Genomic DNA, 22,909 nt, shown 5'->3' on the forward strand with positions numbered 1-22,909 from the left:
ATCATACTTTTACTATGCTATTTAATTCGGGCTTATGGGGATAGGACCGTAGTAAATACATATAAAAAAAGAGTCTTTTTTCTAAAAAGAGTCTTTTTTTATTTTTCTGAAAAATAAAGCCCGACTTTAAATATATTTAATTAAACGATAAAGACAGGGGGTACCAAATCCATGGTATCTACCTGTCTTTATTTTGTCTATTAGGAAATAGAGATATTTTTTTTGGGAAGCATTTTAGCTGAAGCAAGTCTAGCTCGAATGGAAACACCTAACCAGGATGCTAGGAGGGCTTTCAGGATACCTACGATTAAGAATGGTGCGAATCCACTAGCAATGGCAGCTGTCCAAGTTAATGCAGCTGCATATTTCAACCATATTGTTCCAATGGTTAATGTTATCATCATGCCAATGATATTAGCTATGAGTGCAATGGGAAATGTAAAACGGGTTTTTTCCAAAATCCAGCCGGTAATGAAAACAGTAGGGATATAAGACAATAAATAGCCACCAGTAGGACCGAAAATCTTTGCCAGTCCTCCAGACATTTCTGCAAAGACAGGAACACCAGCTGCACCAATGAATAAGTACAAAACTACCGAATAAGTACCATAACGAGCACCCAGGATCGTAGCGGCAAGTCCAACGGCCAGAGTTTGTCCTGTAATAGGCACGAGCGGGAGTGGAATGGTTAGTTGGGAAAGGATTCCGATAATAGCTGCAAATAAGGCTGTGATTATCATCATTCTTAATTTTTCATGACTCGTATTCAAAGCGTTTCCTCCTAATGTAAACTAATTTATTATTTGGTTAACAAATAAAATTTTATTATAGGATGTAAATACTGTCAATAACTTTTGTTTTTTCTGAAGTTTGAAGGAAGAAAATTGGATTGCATATAAGGGAGATTGTAAAGAATATAGGGATCTATAAGCCTGATATTTAGCTCAACTCGAACATTTATCAATATTACAGGTATAGCTGTATGTTCACCACTTTGTAAATGAGGATGGAATCATGAAAGAGCAGACAAAATGGATTTCATCATTTGACTGCCTTCACATAGGAATAATCGGGGCCCATGTGAAGATAGTCAATCATTTACACCAGACTAGATTTATTTTTCATCTAGCTTTTTTACAGTTTCCCCTTCAATTAAGACTGGTTGGTAATGGTTTTCATTGGGTAAGCCCTTCTTTCCTTGTAATTTCTTGATCAACCAATCAGCTGCATCATGACCCATTTGTTCTTGTGGGTGTGTTAAAGTCGTTAATTTGATATTAGCATTTTTCGCTATATAAGAATTGTCCTGGCCAATAATTGATAATTGTTCCGGAATGGAAATATCAAGTTGTCTGCATACATTTACTACTTCTAACCCTACCTCGTCGTTATAGCAAACAATGGCAGTCAACACGTCTCTATTTTCGTTTAAGAACCGCTTCAAGTTCTTGTGCAAGTCTAGCTTCGTTTCTGTAGTATATGAAAGCAATTGTTCGGGTTGAAAGCGTAATTTTGCTTCTCCAAGTGCTTTTATATATCCTTTCATTCGATACTTTCCTTGTAAATCATCCATTTTTGATATGAACCCAATTTGGGTGTGTCCATTGGAAATTAATTCTTTTGTAGCGAGATAGCTCGACTGCACATCATCTAGGCAAAAGAAAGGAACTTCTAATTCTTCATAATAAGCGTTAATCATGATGAATGGTACCTCTTGTTCCTTAAATGTTAGGTAGTAAGCAATGTTGGGATTGTATAGATTGCTTTTTGTAGGTTCAACAATCAAACCATCTACGCCAAAAGATAACATCATTTCCAAGGCTTTTTTTTCTTGTTCGACGTCATTATTTGTACTGGCCAATAGTAAGGAATAATTATTTTCATTTAATCTTTTTTCAATTCCGCGGATAATAGAAGGGAAAATGTAATCCGATATGTAGGTCGTGATGACACCAATCGTTTTATATTTGAAATTCCCACCAGACTTTAATTGATATTGATTACTAACATATGTCCCAGAACCTTTTTCACTTCTTAAGAATCCCTCGTTTGCTAATTCTAAAATGGACTTTCTTACAGTGTGTCGGCTAACGTTGTACATATCTTGCATAACGGACTCAGTAGGAATTTGTTCTCCTATACTATACTCACCTGTAAGGATTTTATTTTTTAAATCATCGACGATTACCTGATACTTTGGTTTCATTAAACCTCACCTCGTTTCGGTTGTTTGCATTCTTATTTATTTTCCTTTTAGAATTGTACGTACACATTTTAACATAAGCCTGAGTGGATTAAAACAAATTACCTCAGTTTGTGGACAAAGCTATTAATACCTGATTTTTTACCATATCCTTTACTCCCTATCCCTATTCACTTAATATCCTAGATTCACTGCCTTTGAAGTGAGGATGACGGTTCAACTTAAAAGCTGTGAGTATAATTAATATTGTTTATTGACAAATGTACGTACAAAAAATATAATGTATTCATAAATGAATTCAAGCGCCTCCTGTATATTGAAAGCGCTATCGAAAGGGGGATTAACGTGCAATCGAATCGATTAGAAATTATACAAGCGATTAACGAGGGTGATACTTCACTTGGAATCGAATTTGGCTCAACACGTATAAAAGCTGTGTTGATAGATAAACGTTATGAAACAATCGCATCTGGAAGTTATGAGTGGGAGAACCTTCTGGAAGATGGGTTTTGGACATACAATTTAGTGGATATAATCACCGGTCTGCAAACAGCTTATAGTGAAATGAAGCAAGAAGTTGAACGAAATTACGGCATAACAATTCGGAAAATTGGATCTATTGGATTCTCTGCAATGATGCATGGTTATATGGCTTTTGACCATACAGGGGAGCTACTTGTTCCGTTTCGAACTTGGCGTAACTCAACAACTGGTGTGGCAGCAAAAGAATTAACTGATCAATTACAATTCAATATCCCCGAACGATGGAGTATTGCCCACCTTTATCAAGCAATATTAAATGAAGAGAAGCATTTGCCGCGTATTGATTGTATTACGACTTTGGCTGGATACATTCACTGGTTATTGACTGGTAATAAAGCAATTGGCATTGGGGATGCTTCAGGGATGTTCCCAATTGATGAATCAACGCATGATTACAATGAATTAATGATCAAGCGTTTTGATGAATTGATTGCTACGAAAGGTTATCCTTGGATGCTTAAAGAGATCCTTCCTAAAGTTTACGTTTCAGGTGAGCAAGCGGGAGAATTAACCGAAGTGGGAGCGAAAATCCTGGATAGGTCCGGGAATTTACAACCAGGCATTCCGATTTGCCCACCAGAAGGCGATGCTGGAACGGGAATGGTTGCTACGAATAGTGTGCGAAAACGTACCGGCAACGTCTCAGTAGGAACTTCCGTTTTTGCCATGATTGTACTAGAGAAAGAGCTTTCAAAAGTATATCCAGAAATTGATATGGTAACTACACCAAACGGAAGTCCAGTTGGGATGGTCCACGCGAATAACTGTTCAAGTGACCTCAATGCATGGTTGGGATTGTTCCGTGAATTTTCTGAGGCAATGGGACAAAAGGTTGAGACAAATAAATTATTTGAAGTAATGTTGAACAAAGCTCTGGAAGCGGATCCAGATGGTGGTGGTTTGCTTAGCTACGGTTATTTCTCAGGTGAAAATATTACAGGATTTGAAAAAGGACGACCACTATTTGTACGCTCGCCTGAGAGTCGTTTCAATTTAGCAAACTTCATGCGGACTCACCTTTTTACTGCTTTCGGTGCTTTAAATATCGGAATGGGTATTTTGACAAAGGAAGAAAATGTTGCGATTGATCGTATTTTGGCTCACGGTGGTTTATTTAAAACCCCACTTGTTGTACAAAAAATCGTTGCCGCTGCAATGAATACGCCAGTATCGGTAATGTCAACAGCAGGTGAAGGTGGACCGTGGGGAATGGCGATTCTTGCCTCTTACATGTTGAATAAAAATCAAAAAGAAAGTTTAGAAGACTTCCTCGACCAAAAAGTATTCAAAGATATGGATGGGCAAGAAATTTATCCTGACCAAGTAGATATTGAAGGATATGAAACATTTATTGAAAGATACAGGAAGGGCTTAGTAATTGAGCAGGCAGCTGTTGACAATTTGATGTTATGAGTTGGAAAACTGGAGGGGTTGGCGTGTTAGAACAACTGAAAGAAGAGGTATATCAAGCAAATTTGGACTTGCCTAAATATGGTCTCGTGAAATATACATGGGGAAATGCAAGTGCCATTGACCGTGAAAGTGGTTTATTTGTTATCAAACCTAGTGGTGTTGATTACGAAACAATGAAAGCCAGCGATATGGTAGTTGTCGATTTAGATGGCAATGTTGTTGAGGGAGAGCTGAGGCCTTCATCAGATACAGCGACTCACGCAGTACTTTATAAATATTACCAAGAAATCGGCGGCATTGTTCATACTCATTCAACTTGGGCGACAATCTGGGCTCAAGCAGGCCTTGATGTTCCAGCGATGGGGACTACTCACGCAGATACATTTTACGGATCGGTCCCTTGTGCGCGCTATCTAACACAAGAGGAAATTGATCGTGGGTACGAAGTGGAGACTGGGAAGGTAATCATCGAAACATTTGAAGAGCGTGGGTTGGATATTTTAGCCGTTCCTGGCGTATTACTTCATGGTCATGGACCATTTACATGGGGTAAAGATGCAAAATCCGCTGTCATGAACAGTGTGGTCTTGGATGAAGTTTCGAAAATGAATTTATTCACAAGGGAATTAAATCATTTTGCGAAAGAATTACCACAAAATATTTTGGATAAACATTATTTACGAAAACATGGAAAAAATGCTTATTATGGTCAAAGGTAAGAGTAACTCTATTAAATTATCAAACCAGTAGATTAAGAAAAGAGGGTTATTATGTTAACAACAGAAACAAAGGAATTTTGGTTTGTCGTTGGATCACAACATCTATATGGAGAAGATGCGTTAGCGCAAGTCAAGGCGCATGCACAAACGATAACCGATGCATTAAATGAATGCGGCATTCTGCCTTACCCAATTGTTTTGCAAGATCTAGCTGTTAGTGCGGATAGAATAACAAACATCATGAAAGAAGCCAACTATCGTGATGAAGTTGCCGGAGTCATTACTTGGATGCATACTTTTTCACCTGCGAAAATGTGGATTCGTGGAACAAAATTATTACAAAAACCATTACTTCATTTAGCCACTCAATTCAACGAAAGCATTCCATGGGCTACGATAGATATGGACTTTATGAACTTAAACCAATCCGCTCATGGTGACCGTGAATATGGTTTTATCAATGCCCGTCTGAACAAACAAAACAAAGTGGTTGTAGGTTATTGGGAGCGTCCTGAAGTGCGACAACAAATTGCACAATGGATGGACGTAGCGGTTGCTTATAACGAGAGCTTCAACATTAAGGTCGCTCGTTTTGGAGATAACATGCGAAACGTTGGCGTAACTGAAGGGGATAAAATTGAAGCACAAATCCAATTTGGCTGGACAGTTGACTATTTTGGAATAGGGGATCTTGTTCAATATGTAAATGCAGTTACGGATGAAGAAATTGAGGCATTATTTGCAGAATATGAAGGACTTTATGAATTTGAATATGGTACATACAGTAAGGAAGATTGGGAAAAGAGCGTTAAGGTACAGGCAAGCTATGAAATTGCAATTAAACGTTTCCTTGATGACGGTGGTTATACGGCATTCACAACGAATTTCGAAGATTTATATGGAATGAAACAGCTTCCTGGTCTTGCCGTCCAACGTTTGATGGCGCAGGGATATGGCTTTGCGGGTGAAGGAGATTGGAAGACGGCAGCACTTGATCGCTTACTGAAAGTTATGAGCCATAACCAATCAACTGGCTTTATGGAGGATTACACATATGAATTAGCTGCCGGACAAGAATCAATCCTACAGTCACATATGCTTGAAGTCGATCCAACTTTAGCAAGCAATAAACCGAAAATGGTCGTATCTCCATTAGGTATAGGCGATCGTGAAGATCCGGCACGTTTAGTATTCGATGGTAAAGCGGGAGACGGTGTCGTTGTTTCCATGGCTGACTTTGGTACAAACTATAAACTTTTAATTAATGAAGTTTCTGCTTTTGAACCATCTGTTCCAGCACCAAACCTTCCAGTGGCCCGTGTACTTTGGGAAGTTAAGCCAAACTTCCAAGATGGAGTGAAAGCTTGGCTAGAGAATGGTGGGGGGCACCATACAGTTGTGTCATTGAATTTAACAACAGACCAAATCATAACTTATGCAAAATTAGTAGGTTTGGATTACGTAGTTATTAAGTAATGTTTTTCCCTCCACGGGAGATTGGCTTCCGAGGAGGGGAAAATTAGATTCGTAAACCCTGAAATTATTTTGTAGGCGTGCTTTATTTTTTTGGGCGAGATGAAAGCGTTTTATTGACTGAATAATGACACAGAATTCATCCTTATAAGCAATAGTTATAAACTATTAGGGTTTCTTAGAAAGAAATTAATACTTTTATAGTATAGGGATTTTTTGAATGTAATTTTATAACCTTTGGGAGGAAACATTAATGGTTAATGAAAAGAAAATCTCAAGTGGATTCATTTATTTTTTTGGGGCATTTGGAGGCATTCTCTTCGGTTATGATATCGGCGTTATGACGGGTGCTTTGCCTTTTTTGCAACATGATTGGAATCTTCAAAACAACCCTAGTGCTGTAGGTTGGATCACCTCTTCCTTGATGTTTGGAGCTATTTTTGGTGGTGCCCTGGCTGGACAACTTTCAGATCGTTTAGGACGGCGCAAAATGATACTAATATCTTCTATCATTTTTGCTTTTGGGTCTATTTTAGCAGGTGTATCCCCTCATAAAGGGATTCTATTTATGATTGTTGCTCGTATTTTATTAGGGATAGCTGTTGGTGCTGCCTCTGCGTTAGTCCCAGCCTATATGTCTGAAATGGCACCTGCCCGTTTACGTGGACGGTTGTCCGGAATTAATCAAACAATGATTGTTTCCGGAATGTTACTTTCGTACATTATTGCTTATCTATTGAAAGACTTACCAGGTACCATGGCATGGCGTTTGATGCTAAGTTTGGCTGCCGTACCTGCTTTGATTTTGTTTATCGGGGTGTTAAGGTTACCGGAATCACCACGCTTTTTGATTAAGAATAATAAGATTAATGAAGCACGTAAAGTGTTGAGCTATATTCGCTCTAACAAAGAACAAATTGATTCTGAAATAAAACAAATTCAAGACACTGCCAAAGAGGAAACGAAAGTAAATCAAAAAGCGTCATGGGGAACCCTTTTAAGCAGTAAATACCGTTATCTAGTAATTGCTGGGGTCGGGGTAGCTGCGTTTCAACAATTCCAGGGAGCAAACGCAATTTTTTATTATATTCCTATGATTGTAGAAAAAGCAACAGGGCATGAAGCCAGCTCAGTATTGATGTGGCCAATTATTCAAGGGGTTATACTTGTATTAGGTTCATTATTATTCTTAATGATTGCTGATAAATTCAATCGCCGTACTTTATTAACGATAGGCGGAACTATTATGGGGCTATCCTTTATTTTGCCCGCAATATTGAATGTATTAATTCCTGATGCAAATCCGATGATGATGGTTGTTTTTTTAAGTATTTATGTTGCGCTATATTCATTCACGTGGGCGCCTTTAACATGGGTTATCGTTGGAGAAATTTTCCCACTGGCGATTCGCGGGCGTGCATCCGGGTTAGCTTCATCATTTAACTGGATTGGATCTTTCTTGGTTGGATTGCTATTCCCTATCATGACAGCAACGATTTCTCAAGAAGCCGTTTTTGCAATATTCGGTGTTATATGTTTGCTTGGTGTTCTATTTATCCGGACATGTGTTCCTGAAACTCGAGGTCATTCTTTAGAGGAAATTGAAAAAAATGGATCAATAAAACCAGCCAAGGGAGAAAGTGCTTAAATTACAACTATGATTTTTGGAGCCAGTTAAATCAGGAATTCATATGGTACTCTGGTCATTATAATCTATAGGTACATCATGAACTTTTATGATTCCTAACAAAAGGCCGAAGTGAATACTTCGGGCTTTTGTCTTTTCGCTTTAAAAAAATTAACTTATCATTATAAAAAAGAATTTAATATGGTAGGAGCCGATATTATGAAAGTATCACATAGCTCATTTGGGAATAATATTTTGCTGTTTACTATGGAAAATGATCATGGTATAAGAATGGAAGTTACAAACTTTGGAGCAAGAATCGTCAATCTTTTCGTTCTTACGGAATCAGGTCCCACTAATATCGTATTGGGATTTGACATGATAGAGGATTATCAAAAAGAAACATATTATGGAGCTACAATAGGTAGAGTGGCTGGTAGAATTAAAAATGGTGAGTTTTCCATTGGTGAATCCCGGTATAAAACATCCGTCAATCAATTAGGGAATACATTACACGGTGGCAATCCCGGATTCGATGAAAAAATATGGGATTATGAAGTGGAGGAGAATGATGAAAGTGCGTCAATCATTTTTTCAACTCACTCACCTGATGGAGAAAATGGCTTTCCGGGGAATTTGAAAGTAAGTGTGACGTATACATTGGATAACTTAAATACTTGGTCAGTGAACTATCAAGCAAAAAGTGATAAAGACACAATTTTTAATCCGACCAATCACGTCTATTTTAACTTAACAGGGCACCCTAGCAATCCAATCGATAATCATTTCTTACAAATCTTTTCTGAAGAGTTTGCGCCAGTAAATGAAGATACCACGGTAACTGGGGAAAAGCGAAGCACGATTGGCACGCCTTATGACTTTCGTACGCCAAAGGAATTACGTTCAACCTTTGAAGCTATTGACGCAGAGGTTGAAAAGGTTCAAGGAATCGATCATCCATTTTTCCTTACCTCTTCAGGAATTCAGCAAATTGCAGCCAAATTAATTAGTCCTGACGGGAAAATAACAGTCGAGGTATACACAGATGAACCTGCAGTTGTCATTTACACGGCAAACTTTGTGAAAGGTGTTCCACTGATGCATGGAGAAAAATTAAGTCAACATGGTGGAATAACGTTTGAAACCCAAGCTGCTCCAGGAGCGGAGGAATTTGAAGGTTTTGGAGATATTCTGCTTTTGGCAGGCGAAAGTTATACGTCCCAAACAAAGTTCAAAATCGAGGTTAGCCCCCGTTAAGTTGAAGTTTCTACCATACGTGAGGATCCGGTGCAGCAGTCGGGACTTAGGGCAATTGACCATATAGAGGTAAAAATAAAAAAATCACAAGAGAATATTAAACACGCAGCACCTCCTGAGGACGATTAATCATAGGAGGTGCTTTATCTATGCCACGATTAAATATAACAATTTCCCCGTACATTATTCCTATAGGTTATCCTCTAAATGAATATTGAAAAAAATGACGACCCTTTTTTATTCCTATCCAAATAGGGCAATTGTAGTAGGTCTGAATTAAGCCGTATTTATTATAATTGTGAAACCTTTCTTGCTTTCATCCGTATTAATGGTAATTGAAGTATAATATGGTTTTTATATCCTAGAATCTAAAGAGTATCAAATAAAAAGAAAGAGGAGGTAGCGGCTAAATTAAATGATGCTCAATTTTTTGGGGGAAGAAAACCTTATGTAAGGGATGAAATTATGGATTTGTATGGAGTACCACTAGAAACCGTCTATCTATATGGATTAATTATATCTGGAGGACTGACATTTTTAATCATTTTGTTTAATGATGTATTTTCTGGATTAGAACTTCCGGATATTTTTAATCCTACTTTGATTCTTAGTTTTTTGACGATCTTTTTTGCAAGTGGTTTTCTATTTGAATCAGCTACAGATTTCCATGCCGGTGTGAGTATAAGCCTTTCTTTGTTACTGGCATTAACAACCGTCACATTATTGAATGTGTTTGTTTTGATTCCCGTTTCAAGGGCGGAGTCAAGCTTAACCTTTCATGATCATGATTTGAGGGGAAGGGTGGGAATGGTCTTAACGACAGTTCCGGTAGACGGGTTTGGTGAAGTGTTAATACAGAGTAATAGTGGCAGTATTTCTAAGACTGCAGCGAGTTTCAAAAATGAACAAATCGCTTCAGAAACTAAAGTCTTGATCATTGAGGTGAAAAATGGGGTTGTCTATGTCCTGCCCCATTATAATTAAAGAGGGTTGAGGAGGGAATGTTTATGACAAGTTTAATATGGATTGTTATTGCTATTGTTGCTTTTTTACTTATTGCACTTATTGCTGTCTTTGTTACGAAATACCGTACGGCTGGTCCTGATGAAGCATTAATCATTACTGGAAGTTATTTGGGGAATAAAAACGTACATGCCGATGAATCAGGAAATAAAATAAAAATTGTCCGGGGTGGAGGAGCATTTGTCCTTCCGGTTTTCCAGCAAGCAGAACCGTTAAGCCTGCTATCGAGTAAACTGGAAGTTTCTACGCCCGAAGTATATACGGAACAAGGTGTACCAGTTATGGCAGATGGTGTATCCATCATTAAAATCGGTAGTTCCATAACGGATATAGCGACAGCTGCTGAACAATTTCTAGGAAAGACCAAGGACGATCGTGAACAGGAAGCCCGTGAAGTGCTAGAAGGACATTTAAGATCTATTCTTGGCTCCATGACCGTTGAAGAAATTTATAAAAATCGTGAAAAATTTTCACAGGAAGTTCAGCGGGTCGCTTCTCAAGATTTAGCAAAAATGGGGCTGATCATTGTGTCTTTTACAATAAAAGATGTGCGTGATAAAAACGGTTATCTGGATTCACTAGGGAAGCCAAGAATTGCCCAAGTAAAAAGGGATGCGGATATTGCAACGGCTGATGCTGAAAAAGAAACCAGGATTAAACGGGCGGAAGCTTCAAAAGAGGCCCAACGTGCTGAACTCGAGCGGGCAACGGAAATAGCAGAAGCCGAAAAAATCAATAAGTTAAAGGTTGCAGAATTTCGCCGGGAGCAGGACATTGCTAAAGCACGTGCAGACCAAGCATATGATCTTGAAACAGCCCGTTCTAAGCAAGATGTAATGGAACACGAAATGCAAATCAGGATTATTGAACGGCAAAAGCAAATTGAGCTTGAAGAAAAAGAAATTCTTCGAAGAGAAAAGCAATATGATTCCGAAGTGAAGAAAAAAGCGGATGCTGACCGTTATTCGGTGGAGCAAGCGGCTTCGGCAAATAAGATGAAACAAATAACTGAAGCTGATGCAGATAAGTATAAAATTGAAGCAATGGCAAAAGCGGAAGCGGAACGTATCCGGTTGGATGGACTTGCCAAAGCCGATGCACAAAGGGCCCAGGGGACAACAGATGCCGATATCATCCGTTTAAAAGGGGTGGCAGAGGCCGAAGCAAAACAGAAGATTGCTGAAGCATTTGAGCAGTTTGGTCAAGCGGCCGTGATGGATATGATCCTGAAAATGCTCCCGGAATATGCAAAACAAATAGCTTCTCCACTGGGTAACATTGATAAAATAACGGTAGTGGATACGGGTGGGAATGGTGTAAATGGGGGTGCTAACAAAGTGACCTCTTACGCGACGAACCTCATGTCCACACTACAAGAGTCCTTAAAGGAATCTTCAGGCATTGATGTGAAAGACTTACTGGATAACTTTTCAGGTAAGCGAAATATATACCCGCCCACGATGAATCAAGAAAATGTAGACATGAATACGGCGATAGGTACAGGGAAAGAAGAATTGGAGAAGACTATTTTATAAAATAGGATAAGCAGAAAAGGATAGAAAACACTCGGTGGGAATAATTGTGAAATTTCAATGCAAAGAAAAATTTGAATTCAAACTAAAATTTATTGGTTCATCCTACTATTTGATGGTAAATTCCTGGTATACACAGTATTAGAGTTAGCCATTTAATATGTAGTAAAATAAGGGTTCCATTTAAATGTTAAATAGTAGCACCTCCTGGGTACGATGATTAAAGGAGGTGCTTTATCTATTCCAAAAAATACATGGAGAAGTTTGGATGACATAACCAATTTGTAATCAGATCACCATTCATACGAAGGAAAGCATGGATGATTTTCTCCTTGAATTACTTTTTTTGAAAATAAAATGGTAACCCCCTTAATAGGTCCTTTGTGATAGGTACGAATCAAGATTTATTTGTGAAAATTGTGAAACGGAGAAACAGGAAGTACCAGCAGAATTTTTAAAATAACACTAATTTTTTGTGGAAGGTTTAAGGGATGAAAGTATGAATATATATATTGGGAGTAGTTTGTATGGGAGCATGAGCTATTATAGTGAAAAAATATTAGTATACTATTCCTTGTGTTTTTGAAATAGTAAGGGGAAATGAGATTAATGCACTTGCTTGAGTAATTTTTGGGAGCTCTAGAAGAGCCCCAATTACCCAAGTAATTGCTAGCATCATTATCTCGCAGTATAGCCTCCATCAACGATTAGCGAAGTTCCTGTTACAAAATCATTTTCACATAAGAAAATAATGGCATGAGCAATTTCCTCCGGTTTTCCAAGTCTTCCAATCGGGTGTTTAGCGATAAGCTCCTTATAGGAAAGATTATTAGCTTCCCTATTTACGGTTCCGGACTCGAGGAAACCGGGACTTATGGCATTGACCCTAATATTTTTATCAGCGTATTCGAGTGCAAGAGTCTTGGTTAAATTTAATACTGCTCCTTTACTAGCTGTGTAAGCAAACGTTTCAGGAAGGCCGACAGTACTTAGGATAGAAGCAGTATTTACTATGCAACCACCCCCAGTTTTTAGCATTTCACGAATGACATGTTTTGCCGCAAAAAATACACCGTGTTGGTTCACTGATATAATTTTATTATATTGCTCAAAAGTGAGTGTATGCGTTGGATTTAACCCGCCAATACCAGCATTATTTATTAAAATATCAACTTTCCCATATCTATTTACCGTTTCTGTTACTAGATTTTCAACGGAATTTTCTTCAGCAACATTAACTTTTATAAATAGAACCTCTGCTTCATTCTTCCTCAACTCTTGTTCGGTAAATACTCCTGAGGGCTCATTTAAATCAGAGATTACAACTGTGGCCCCTTTTTCAATCAATGCTTTTACAGTTGCAAGTCCAATTCCTGAAGCTCCCCCCGTTACGATAGCTACTTTTTTGTCCAGTTTCCCCACACTATCATCTCCTAATGTTTGTTATATTAAAAGTATCATAACGCCAAAAGAATTAACAGAAAATTAAAAAGATTCTAATTTTACTTGATTTATAGTTTTTAATATTCTAAGTTAGTCAGTAGAAAGAATCTTTTAAAGAGGGGGAAGTTGATATGGTTCATAATTATTCAACTACAGCCATTGTTACAGGTGCTGCTGGAGGAATTGGAAAGGCTTTAATCAAACGGCTGGCAAAACGAGAATTAAATTTAGTGCTTGTGGACTTGGCAGAAGAAATGCTTCAAGAAATTGTGTTTGAGACTGGATTAGAGAAAGCAAACGTTCTAGTTGTAAAAGCAGATGTATCTAGAGAACAAGATGTTAAAATGTTTGTTCAAAAAACAGTTGAGAAATTTGGAAGGATAGACTACTTTGCCAATAATGCTGGGATTGAAGGACCAAGAGGGGTAATTGAAAACCTAGCAGTAGAGGATTTAGATTTAGTATATAAAGTAAATGTAAGAGGGGTATTTCTTGGACTACAATATGTCATTCCCGTAATGAAAAAACAGGAATCAGGTGCAATCCTCAATACTTCTTCACTTGCAGGTCTAATGGGGGTACCTGGAAGTTCAGCGTATAATATGTCTAAGCATGCAGTTATAGGGTTAACGCGCTCCGTGGCTAAAGAATCAGCACCATATGGAATTCGAGTAAACGCTGTATGTCCTGGTACGATAAATACACAAATGATGAGGAGGATTGAGGAGAGCTCCGGTAATGTAAGGAAACAAAAAACGCTTAATGAGATGTCTACACCTTTAGGTCGGTATGGGGAACCGGAAGAAGTAGCAGCTGTAATGAATTTTCTTTTATCGGAGGAATCATCTTTCGTAACAGGATCATTATATACCGTTGATGGCGGGATGTTAGACCAGTAAAAACAGTCGTATGAAATTAGAAGGGTAAAAGTATTTAGAACGTTATAATGTTTCATGTTTAAGAAATGTAGCCGAGTCAAGGAATACTTCAACAGGAAGCCTCAAGATATAATATTTATTTGTAAAAATATTCTAAATATATTGACTAATCAAAAGTCGGTCTATTACAATTGATGTTGAAAGGTGATTCATGTATTGGTAAATTATTTTTTTTAAGGCACTCGTTTTTTGAATTCCTAATTTTTTGAGAGGATGTTAAACGATGACGAAGCACCAACATTTATTTTCTCCTTTTACTCTTGGACGTATTACCTTGAGGAATAGAATTGTTGGGACTGCTCATGGTACAGCAATGATTACAGACGGTGTTCCGATGGAAGAGGACATTAAGTATTGGGAGGAACGAGCACGAGGCGGTGCAGGACTCCTAATTACGGGAGGAACCATTGTTCATCCAAGTTCTCGACTTCGGAGACGAATGCTAAATGAGGCATATTTGGAAGAAGCTGTTCCGATGTTTCGACGCAGGGCTGAGGCGATTCATGCCAACGGAGCTAAGGTGATTGGTCAATTGGTTCACTTAGGCAGAGAGATGATTGGAGGAGAATCCGATTATCCTTTAAGAGCACCATCTGCCATTCAATCACCTCGTGCTCTTTACCGGCCGATTGAGCTAACACATATAGAAATTAACGAGATCATCGATGCCTTTGTACTATCGGCATTAAATTTAAAAAAGGCTGGGTATGACGGGGTTGAAATTCATGCTGCGCATGGCTATTTGGTCGCTCAATTTCTTTCATCTGGAACCAATAAACGTAATGACGAATATGGCGGCTCCCTAAAAGGAAGAATGCGGTTCTTACTTCAATTACTGGAAGCCATTCGCAAGGAAACGGGAAGTGATTTTGTTATAGGTGTTCGGTTGAGTGCGGAGGAAGAGGTAAGCGGCGGCATGCAGTTAGCTGACACACTTCAAATTGTCAAAGTGCTGTCTGGAATTAGTCCTGTCGATTATTTGAACATTACGAAGGGGATTAGAGGAGGATATGTAAAGGATTTGACCATTCCTCAAGGAGTCACGGTAGACGCAGCAAGGGAAATTCGCTCAGCTACTAATATACCCATTCTTGTTAGTCAACGTATTAAAGACCCAAATATGGCAGAGAAGATTTTGGCAGAAGGAGCAGCAGATTTAGTCGGGATTACCCGAGCCCTCATTGCCGATCCAGAGTGGCCACTCAAAGCAGAAACAGGTCGCAGTTATGAAATTATTCCTTGTATCGGCTGTAACCAGGATTGCCGATCATTTGATCCGTTTTTATATTGTGCTGTTAATCCGACTACAGGCCGCGAAAATGAGTTAGATAGAATAATACCTAAGAGCAATAACATAAAAAAGGTTGCCGTTGTCGGAGGAGGGCCAGCGGGTTTAGAAGCAGCAAGGGTAGCAGCTTTACGAGGGCATTCAGTCGAACTATTTGAAAAAGAAGCGACCTTAGGCGGACAGGTGAGAATAGCAGCAAGGGAACCAAACCGCCGGGAGCTGATCGACGTCATTCATTACTTAGAATCAGAGGTTCGAAGACTTGAGGTTACTGTAAATTTAAATCAAGCCGTAGATGTTAATGACTTAAACAGTTTTGATACGGTTATCCTCGCAACTGGAGCGGTGCCAGAACAACCTAAGGTTCATGATTCTATTAAAGGTAAGGTATTGACGGTTTATGATGTGCTAAAGTCTGACGATTTGTCAAAAGGCGTAGGTGAAACTGCGGTTGTCGTAGATGATGGGACAGGATTTTGGCCATCATTAAGTACGGCAGGATGTCTTGCTGCGAAGGGTTATAAGGTGATATATGTGACACCGTCACGAACAATTGGAGCAAGCATTCCGCATGAAAGCATTCAACTGCTTCTTAATCGACTGAGTACAGCTGGGGTACAATTTATGATTTTACACCAAATCGCAGAAGCTAATGGAAATAATATTAAAGTTCGTAATGTTTTAAGTGGGGAAGAAACACTCATAGAATCAAACTTACTTGTCATAGATGCGGGAAGACGTCAAGAAAACACTCTTGCCAAGCAACTTAGGGATGTAGCTATTCCGGCTCACTTAGTTGGCGATGCCATCTCACCTCGGCGGATAAGTCATGCAATATTAGAGGGTCATCGAATTGCCCGTAAGATTTAATTGATAAAAAGTTAATAAATGTATCAATTTAACAGGAAAGAAAGGCAGTTTAGGAGGTAAATATCTTAATAATAAGGGAGATGTATTAGGATGAATTTCGAGTTCTCGGATAAAGTAAAGGATCTGCAACATCAGGTAACGGAGTTTATGGAACAATATGTTTATCCAAATGAGACCGTATATGAGCAACAGTTAAATGAAGGCACATCGAGGTGGGAAATCCCTCCAATCATTGAGGAAATGAAAATTAAAGCAAAGGAAAAGGGCCTATGGAATCTATTTCTTCCAGAAAGTGAGTACGGAGCAGGACTAACTAATTCGGAGTTTGCTCCTTTATGTGAAATAATGGGCCGCTCTCCCTTCATTGGTCCGGAAGCTTTTAATTGTAGTGCACCTGACACAGGGAATATGGAAGTGTTGGTACGATACGGTACGGAGCAACAGAAAAAGGATTGGCTGATTCCTTTATTGGAGGGGAAAATCAGATCTGCCTTTGCGATGACAGAACCTGCAGTGGCCTCTTCTGATGCGAGAAACGTTGAATCAAGTATTGAAAGAGATGGAGACCATTACGTTATTAATGGGCGCAAATGGTGGACATCGGGCGCCCCGGATCCACGCTGTAAAATTCTTATTTTTATGGGGAAATCCAACCCCAATGCCCCAACCTATGAGCAACAATCCATGATTTTGGTCCCGATTGATACTCCAGGAGTAAAAGTTCTTCGAAGCCTCAACGTGTATGGATACGACGATGCACCTCATGGGCATGGAGAAGTATTATTTGAAAATGTAAGGGTACCTGCTTCAAATATGATATTGGGAGAAGGAAAAGGTTTTGCGATTGCTCAGGGAAGACTTGGGCCTGGTCGAATTCACCATTGTATGCGCCTAATTGGTTTGGCAGAAAGAGCATTGGAATCAATGATTGAGAGAGCACAAACTCGGGTCGCTTTTGGAAGCGCTATCTCCGATAAAGGGGTTATCCGGCAATGGATAGCGGATTCAAGGATTGAACTTGACCAAGCACGTCTACTAACTCTAAAAACAGCATATATGATGGATAAATTAGGGAATAAAGAAGCGAAGAAAGAAATAGCGATGATAAAGATCATTGCACCAGAAGTGACAACGAAAATAATCGACCGAGCCATTCAGGTTCACGGAGGAGGCGGAGTTAGCCAAGACTTTTCTCTTGCTAGAAACTGGGCATATGCACGTATTGTTCGACTGGCGGATGGACCCAATGAGGTACACAGGGAAGCTGTGGCAAAACAAGAATTAAAACAGTTTAATCAAAAAGAGACTAAGTATACTTTAAATCATTAGAATGATTAATAAAGTCGTAAGGTGCACCTATCATAAACGTTTTCAAGTAATGGAAATAAACTAGTGAATTGGCGGAAAGGCGGTAATAAGATGAAATCCCATGAAAGCGATGTGATATCAGTCGTTCGTGAAGGGGAAGATTTTAATCGGGAAGCTTTTCACTCCTATATGCTTAAACATTTAAATTGGTGGCCAAATGAACCGCTTGAAGTGACTCAATTTTCAGCCGGGTATTCCAATTTAACTTATTTAATTCGATGTGGGGAGGCAGAAGTTGTTATGCGGCGTCCCCCTTTAGGACCTCTTCCTCCTAAAGCACACGACATGAAACGGGAGTTCTCTTTATTAGAGAAATTATATCCAGCTTTCCCTTATGTACCAAAAACCTACCTTTTATGTGAAGAAGAGTCGATAATAGGAGTCCCATTTTATATTATGGAACGGAAAGAGGGTTATGTATTCGATGCGAAATTCCCGACAGATTTTACAGCTACAGACGAAAAATCCAAACAAATTTCCTATGCGGCGGTTGATACGCTGGCACAGCTTCACCAAATCGATTACAAGGCTATAGGATTAGAAAACTTTGGACGCCCTGAAGGCTTTGTTGAGAGACAAGTTAACAATTGGTTAACTCGGTTTGAGCGAAGTAAAACGCATGATATACCCTATTTTGATAAAATAGGAAAATGGTTCACTGAGAACATTCCTCATTCACTAGGAGCAACAGTTATTCACAATGATTATAAACTAAATAATATGATGTTCTCCAAACAAAATGTCGGGGAAGTAGTTGGAGTTTTTGATTGGGAATTGGCTGCGATTGCTGATCCTTTATTCGACTTAGCTGCTGCCTTGGGTTATTGGACCCAAACGAATGATTGGGAATCTGTTAAACAGAGTTTACCATCCTTGACGACCTCACCTGGATTTATCACTCGCGATGAATATATACACCGATACTCTTTAAAGACCGGGCAAGATATCCCTCCACTGCATTTCTATATGGCGTTTACTTATTTTAAAATTGCGGTTGTGATGCAGCAAATTTATTATAGATGGTCTCTTGGCCAGACAAAGGACAAACGGTTTGCAACATTGGATCAGTCTATATATAGTTTGATGCAATATGCCAATGAAATTATCGAGACAAAGAAATTTTAATAAGTACATTGCTGGATAGATAGTCACATCCATCTCAGTGGTGGCAATCCCATAAGAGTTTTATCAAAAAGGGAAAACTGCTATTTTTTAAGGAGGTAAAGAGATTGGACTCTCTCTTTGATTTGAATGAAAAAGTGGCCCTTATTACAGGAGGGAGTAGGGGGATTGGAAAGCAAATAGTGAAAGCGTTTTCAAACCAAGGGGCAATCGTTGTCATTGTGAGCCGAAACATTCAACATTGTAACGAAGTGGCAGAAGATGTGATCCGGGAGGGAGGGCAAGCACTGGCCATTGGCTGCGATATAGCGAATTTAGACGAAATTCAAAATATGTTCCAAATGGTAGCGGATACATTTGGAAGGCTAGATATATTAGTAAATAACGCAGGTATCAGTATTACCAAACCTTCCATTGAAGTTACAAGCGAAGATTGGGATGCGATGTTTAATATTAATATTAAGGGCTTGTTCTTTGCCTGTCAGGAAGCAGCAAAAATCATGATAGAACAAGGGAGCGGGAAAATCATTAATATATCTTCCATTGGGGGAATCAAAACTTTTAAACGGATTGCTCCGTATGGGGCCAGCAAGGCGGCGGTCATTCAGTTGACAAAGTCGCTTGCTTCAGAATGGGCTCGTCATGGAATATTAGTAAACGGAATTGCACCAGGGCTCATCAGTACGGATATCAATACAGGAGAAATAGCAGATGAAAGACTCTTAAAGAAGATGCTGAATTTGATTCCACTTAGAAGGCTAGGTCAGCCCTCAGATATTGCCATGATGTCAGTATTCCTAGCATCCAATGCTTCCAACTTCATGACAGGTCAAACGATAAGTATTGATGGAGGGGTAACCTCTGAGTAGTGACTAGTTCACTCTTTTATGAATAAGAAGGTCTTTTGACCAACAGAATATTCTTCTGTTTAAGAAATTAGAAAGGAAGGCTAAGATGTATAAACGTTTTGAAAAAAAGGTAGTGTTAATTACGGGTGCAGGGTCTGGCTTAGGCCGTGCAACAGCCATTCATTTAGCATCTGAAGGGGCTATGCTTTCCCTTGTTGACAAAAACATCGAGGCACTTGAGGAAACAAGAAGCCTCATTACCGAAAAGACGCAGCAATCCCCGGTACTCCTTTTAACAGCAGATGTTTCCGATGAAGAGTTAGTGAAGAAATACGTTGATCATACTATTCGTCGTTTTGAGAGAATTGATGGTTTCTTTAATAATGCAGGGATTGTCGACACAAGTGCGCCATTCGAGGAGTATGATAGCGATCTGTTTTCCAAGCTAATTGATATTAACTTATCTGGCGTGTTCTATGGTCTAAAGCATGTTCTTGCTGTGATGAAAAAGCAGAAAGAAGGATTTGTGGTGAATACTGCGTCGGTTGCAGGCCTTCGGGGACTTTACCATAAGCCAGGGTACGTAGCATCAAAACATGGAGTGGTAGGTCTAACAAAAGCAGCTGCAATCGAATATGCTGAATTCGGCATTAGTGTCAATGGAATAGCACCAGGTCCAATTGCAACGAATATGTTGATCAATAATTTTAAAAATATTAATCCGGAAAATTGGGAAGTTGCAGCTGCTCAACATGCAGATGGAATTCCAGCTAAACGGTTAGGGAGGCCGAAAGAAGTGGCACTCCTTGTTGCATTCCTCCTTTCTGGAGAAGCAGCGTTCATTAATGGTGTTACGATTCCAATTGATGGTGGCCAAGGTGCAAGTCAATATTCCCGTAAAAATTAATCGGTGTGGATGGGGGAATCTGAGAATTATCGGATGTATATAATTTTAATTTTCAAAATATTGACAAAAATGTGAAATTATTATAAAGTTAATTTAAATACTGAATCAGTTTTCACTAAAATAAAACATACAAGGAAATATAATACTGATAAATTCCTCTAACAGTATTAGCTTGACCAAAACAATCGGTTATAATGATAATTGAAACATGATTCACTTTATATGTACTAAGGAGGAATTGCAATGCCCCAAGAGAATCAGAACCTTATTCCAAAAACTAACAGAGGAATTCAAACTAGAAATAAGCTTTTACGATCGGCAGAATATGTTTTTGGGAAAAATGGATATCACGAGAGCAGTGTAACAGAGATTACCCAAAGGGCAGGAGTTTCATTAGGTAATTTTTATACTTATTTTGAATCTAAGTACCAAATATTTGAATCACTACTTTGGGAAATGCAAAGTGAGTTAACAAAAGTCCTACGAAAAAAAACAGCAGGGATAGACAATAGGATTGAGATGGAAAGAGAAGGTTTTAAGGCAATGTTAGATTTTTTAAAAGAAAGACCCTACTGGTATAGCTTATTTCCACAAGCTGAATTTGTCGATAAAGAGCTTCATCGGAAAATAATGGAGGTTTTCGCTGAACCTTATATCAAGCGGATTGAGGAATCAATGGAAATAGGGGATATTCGAAAACTAAACCCAGAAATAATTGTCTATTCTTTTATGGGCATTATGAATTATATTGGTATGAAATGGGTTTTGTGGGATGGAAAAGAAGTTGACGACAAATTATTAGATGAGCTTATGGAATTTGTGAAATTTGGAATTTCTAAGTAAATAAAGATAAGGTACTTTTTTAATAGACTATCATAAATCCTCTTATATTATTTGTATAGCGGATTTATGAGCTAAATAGTTAATGTAAGCGCTTCCTATAAGGGGCCATGCTTATAATTCTGAGTATCTCAATGTTAATTAGAATGGACGCTCTTCAAAAGGAGTTGAATGGGATTTGAAAAGACTAGCCTTAGGTTTAATTATAATCACTTCTTTGTTAGCTGCTTGTAGTAATGGAACGGATGTAACTACATCTCAAGGAGAAAAAGCAACAGGGGTCACGGATACTTCTATCAAAATTGGTGCTTGGCTCCCTCTTACAGGTGGTGTTGCTGCACATGGAATACTTCAGCAAACTGGGATGAACGCTTACTTCGAGATGATCAATGATAATGGTGGTGTAAATGGAAAGAAGATTGAGTGGATAGTGGAAGATAATGCTTTCGACCCACAGAAAACTGTGGCTGCCGCTCGTAAACTTGTGGAGCGGGATAAAGTTTTTGCAGTCGTGGGCTCCAACGGCACGGCACAGAGCGCGGCAACATTTCCCTATTTGCTAGATCAGGCGAAAGTACCTTTCCTGCCGGGACAGGGTGGAGCGAACGATTGGTGGAATCCTGTTAAACCAAATCTTTTTGGGGTTCAGGTGGTATATGAAAACCAGGCACAAGCTTTAGGCCACTGGGCAGCTAAGGAAGGGGCGAAGAATATCATTGTCGTTCACAGTGACCCCGCAGCGTTTATTAATGTAGCTAAAGCTGTTGAGCCAGGAGTCAATACAATTTCCAAGGAAGCATCTGTTAATCTGCTCCCGGTAAAGTTTGGGACTTCTGACTACGCTCCGATTGGACTCGAGATAGAAAACAAAAAGCCCGATGCTGTTGTCGCTATTTTAGCGGTAGAGGAACTCATTGCTTTTTCAAAGGCATTGAATCGTCAGAATCTAGATGTTCCTATTTACACCTACGCACCTAATGTATCAAATGATACGTTAGAACTTGGTGGCAAAGCAATTGAAGGACTAAGGGCGATGTCTTATACGGTGCCGCCAACCATCGACACTCCAGAGGTGGAAGAATATAGGGAAGCTTTGAAAAAGTACGAACCGTCTGCACATCCTGATTTTCAATCCCTTTATATGTGGGGAGTCGCTAAAGTCTTTGTAGAGGCAATAAACCAGGTAGATGGGCCTCTTACACGTGAATCTTTTGTTCAGTCACTAAAATCGATGGAGAATTTTGAAAACGGTATTATTCCTCCAGTAACCTTCTCAGAAGGTGACCATATGGGTGTAAAGGAATTACAGCCAGTCATGGTGGAAAATGGAGAATGGAATACTGTAGGGGATTTCATTGATCCTGATAAGGAATGGTAAAGGATAGTCCTTTGAAAATGGCAACAAAGTGATTTTGACCTTTAGCGATCAACCGAAAGATTCTGAACAGCCAGCCTCCAACCTTTTATCCGAAAATAACAGATATCTTTTGGGAGA

Annotated in this window: 18 protein-coding genes; 15 read left to right on the top strand and 3 right to left on the bottom strand. The window is 39.0% G+C overall.

The window, feature by feature from the left end; genetic code table 11:
- Positions 1-200: 200 nt before the first annotated feature.
- A complete protein-coding gene (locus ACIQXR_RS02810; protein ID WP_403079472.1) occupies positions 201-740 on the bottom strand; it encodes a biotin transporter BioY in 540 nt (179 codons plus the stop codon).
- 374 nt (positions 741-1,114) lie between these two features.
- A complete protein-coding gene (locus ACIQXR_RS02815; protein ID WP_402868848.1) occupies positions 1,115-2,206 on the bottom strand; it encodes a GntR family transcriptional regulator in 1,092 nt (363 codons plus the stop codon).
- 342 nt (positions 2,207-2,548) lie between these two features.
- On the opposite strand from ACIQXR_RS02815, the gene ACIQXR_RS02820 reads away from it, so the two are divergent.
- From ACIQXR_RS02820 to ACIQXR_RS02850, 7 genes are all read left to right on the top strand, one after another.
- On the top strand, positions 2,549-4,159 hold the full coding sequence (locus ACIQXR_RS02820; protein WP_402956931.1) for a xylulokinase: 1,611 nt from the start codon (positions 2,549-2,551) through the stop codon (positions 4,157-4,159).
- 23 nt (positions 4,160-4,182) lie between these two features.
- Positions 4,183-4,878: an L-ribulose-5-phosphate 4-epimerase gene (locus ACIQXR_RS02825; RefSeq protein WP_402868844.1), complete on the top strand. Its 696-nt coding sequence runs from the start codon at positions 4,183-4,185 to the stop codon at positions 4,876-4,878.
- 51 nt (positions 4,879-4,929) lie between these two features.
- Entirely contained in the window at positions 4,930-6,354 is a 1,425-nt protein-coding gene (gene araA / locus ACIQXR_RS02830; RefSeq protein ID WP_402956935.1) for an L-arabinose isomerase, read from the top strand.
- 250 nt (positions 6,355-6,604) lie between these two features.
- On the top strand, positions 6,605-7,999 hold the full coding sequence (locus tag ACIQXR_RS02835; RefSeq protein WP_402868842.1) for a sugar porter family MFS transporter: 1,395 nt from the start codon (positions 6,605-6,607) through the stop codon (positions 7,997-7,999).
- A gap of 198 nt (positions 8,000-8,197) precedes the next feature.
- Complete coding sequence (locus ACIQXR_RS02840; RefSeq protein ID WP_403079449.1) at positions 8,198-9,235, top strand: aldose epimerase family protein; 1,038 nt, start codon at positions 8,198-8,200, stop codon at positions 9,233-9,235.
- A 465-nt stretch (positions 9,236-9,700) separates the two neighbouring features.
- The gene (locus ACIQXR_RS02845) at positions 9,701-10,219 is read left to right on the top strand and encodes an NfeD family membrane protein (RefSeq protein ID WP_402868838.1); all 519 of its coding nucleotides are present in this window, start codon (positions 9,701-9,703) and stop codon (positions 10,217-10,219) included.
- Between the two features lie 23 nt (positions 10,220-10,242).
- Complete coding sequence (locus tag ACIQXR_RS02850; RefSeq protein WP_403079451.1) at positions 10,243-11,793, top strand: flotillin lipid rafts scaffold protein FloT; 1,551 nt, start codon at positions 10,243-10,245, stop codon at positions 11,791-11,793.
- Positions 11,794-12,468: 675 nt separating this feature from the next.
- Here ACIQXR_RS02850 and ACIQXR_RS02855 read toward each other — a convergent pair.
- Positions 12,469-13,212, bottom strand: coding sequence for an SDR family NAD(P)-dependent oxidoreductase (locus ACIQXR_RS02855; RefSeq protein ID WP_402956943.1), 744 nt, complete (start codon positions 13,210-13,212; stop codon positions 12,469-12,471).
- Positions 13,213-13,364: 152 nt separating this feature from the next.
- Here ACIQXR_RS02855 and ACIQXR_RS02860 point away from each other — a divergent pair, with 152 nt between their 5' ends.
- From ACIQXR_RS02860 to ACIQXR_RS02895, 8 genes are all read left to right on the top strand, one after another.
- Complete coding sequence (locus ACIQXR_RS02860) at positions 13,365-14,132, top strand: SDR family NAD(P)-dependent oxidoreductase (protein WP_403079454.1); 768 nt, start codon at positions 13,365-13,367, stop codon at positions 14,130-14,132.
- Positions 14,133-14,394: 262 nt separating this feature from the next.
- The gene (locus ACIQXR_RS02865) at positions 14,395-16,329 is read left to right on the top strand and encodes an oxidoreductase (protein WP_402868830.1); all 1,935 of its coding nucleotides are present in this window, start codon (positions 14,395-14,397) and stop codon (positions 16,327-16,329) included.
- A 90-nt stretch (positions 16,330-16,419) separates the two neighbouring features.
- Positions 16,420-17,658 carry an acyl-CoA dehydrogenase family protein gene (locus ACIQXR_RS02870; RefSeq protein WP_402868828.1) on the top strand — a complete coding sequence of 413 codons (1,239 nt, stop codon included), beginning with the start codon at positions 16,420-16,422 and terminating at the stop codon, positions 17,656-17,658.
- A gap of 90 nt (positions 17,659-17,748) precedes the next feature.
- A complete protein-coding gene (locus tag ACIQXR_RS02875) occupies positions 17,749-18,822 on the top strand; it encodes a phosphotransferase family protein (RefSeq protein ID WP_402868826.1) in 1,074 nt (357 codons plus the stop codon).
- Between the two features lie 104 nt (positions 18,823-18,926).
- Positions 18,927-19,688 (top strand): SDR family NAD(P)-dependent oxidoreductase, encoded by a 762-nt coding sequence (locus ACIQXR_RS02880; RefSeq protein WP_402868824.1) that lies wholly within the window; start codon positions 18,927-18,929, stop codon positions 19,686-19,688.
- An 85-nt stretch (positions 19,689-19,773) separates the two neighbouring features.
- Complete coding sequence (locus ACIQXR_RS02885; RefSeq protein WP_402868823.1) at positions 19,774-20,574, top strand: SDR family oxidoreductase; 801 nt, start codon at positions 19,774-19,776, stop codon at positions 20,572-20,574.
- A 243-nt stretch (positions 20,575-20,817) separates the two neighbouring features.
- Positions 20,818-21,417: a TetR/AcrR family transcriptional regulator gene (locus ACIQXR_RS02890; RefSeq protein ID WP_402868821.1), complete on the top strand. Its 600-nt coding sequence runs from the start codon at positions 20,818-20,820 to the stop codon at positions 21,415-21,417.
- A 175-nt stretch (positions 21,418-21,592) separates the two neighbouring features.
- Positions 21,593-22,792, top strand: coding sequence for an ABC transporter substrate-binding protein (locus ACIQXR_RS02895; protein ID WP_403079456.1), 1,200 nt, complete (start codon positions 21,593-21,595; stop codon positions 22,790-22,792).
- Positions 22,793-22,909: the final 117 nt, after the last annotated feature.

It is taken from the genome of Peribacillus sp. NPDC097224 (assembly GCF_044761985.1).
In the GTDB taxonomy this organism is placed as follows: domain Bacteria; phylum Bacillota; class Bacilli; order Bacillales; family DSM-1321; genus Peribacillus.

Excerpts from the sequence above, each read along its gene's own strand:
- ACIQXR_RS02810 (WP_403079472.1), bottom strand. The coding sequence starts at position 740 with ATGATAATCACAGCCTTATTTGCAGCTATTATCGGAATCCTTTCCCAA.
- ACIQXR_RS02815 (WP_402868848.1), bottom strand. The coding sequence starts at position 2,206 with ATGAAACCAAAGTATCAGGTAATCGTCGATGATTTAAAAAATAAAATC.
- araA (WP_402956935.1), top strand. The coding sequence starts at position 4,930 with ATGTTAACAACAGAAACAAAGGAATTTTGGTTTGTCGTTGGATCACAA.
- ACIQXR_RS02835 (WP_402868842.1), top strand. The coding sequence starts at position 6,605 with ATGGTTAATGAAAAGAAAATCTCAAGTGGATTCATTTATTTTTTTGGG.
- ACIQXR_RS02840 (WP_403079449.1), top strand. The coding sequence starts at position 8,198 with ATGAAAGTATCACATAGCTCATTTGGGAATAATATTTTGCTGTTTACT.
- ACIQXR_RS02845 (WP_402868838.1), top strand. The coding sequence starts at position 9,701 with ATGGATTTGTATGGAGTACCACTAGAAACCGTCTATCTATATGGATTA.
- ACIQXR_RS02850 (WP_403079451.1), top strand. The coding sequence starts at position 10,243 with ATGACAAGTTTAATATGGATTGTTATTGCTATTGTTGCTTTTTTACTT.
- ACIQXR_RS02860 (WP_403079454.1), top strand. The coding sequence starts at position 13,365 with ATGGTTCATAATTATTCAACTACAGCCATTGTTACAGGTGCTGCTGGA.
- ACIQXR_RS02865 (WP_402868830.1), top strand. The coding sequence starts at position 14,395 with ATGACGAAGCACCAACATTTATTTTCTCCTTTTACTCTTGGACGTATT.
- ACIQXR_RS02870 (WP_402868828.1), top strand. The coding sequence starts at position 16,420 with ATGAATTTCGAGTTCTCGGATAAAGTAAAGGATCTGCAACATCAGGTA.
- ACIQXR_RS02875 (WP_402868826.1), top strand. The coding sequence starts at position 17,749 with ATGAAATCCCATGAAAGCGATGTGATATCAGTCGTTCGTGAAGGGGAA.
- ACIQXR_RS02885 (WP_402868823.1), top strand. The coding sequence starts at position 19,774 with ATGTATAAACGTTTTGAAAAAAAGGTAGTGTTAATTACGGGTGCAGGG.
- ACIQXR_RS02890 (WP_402868821.1), top strand. The coding sequence starts at position 20,818 with ATGCCCCAAGAGAATCAGAACCTTATTCCAAAAACTAACAGAGGAATT.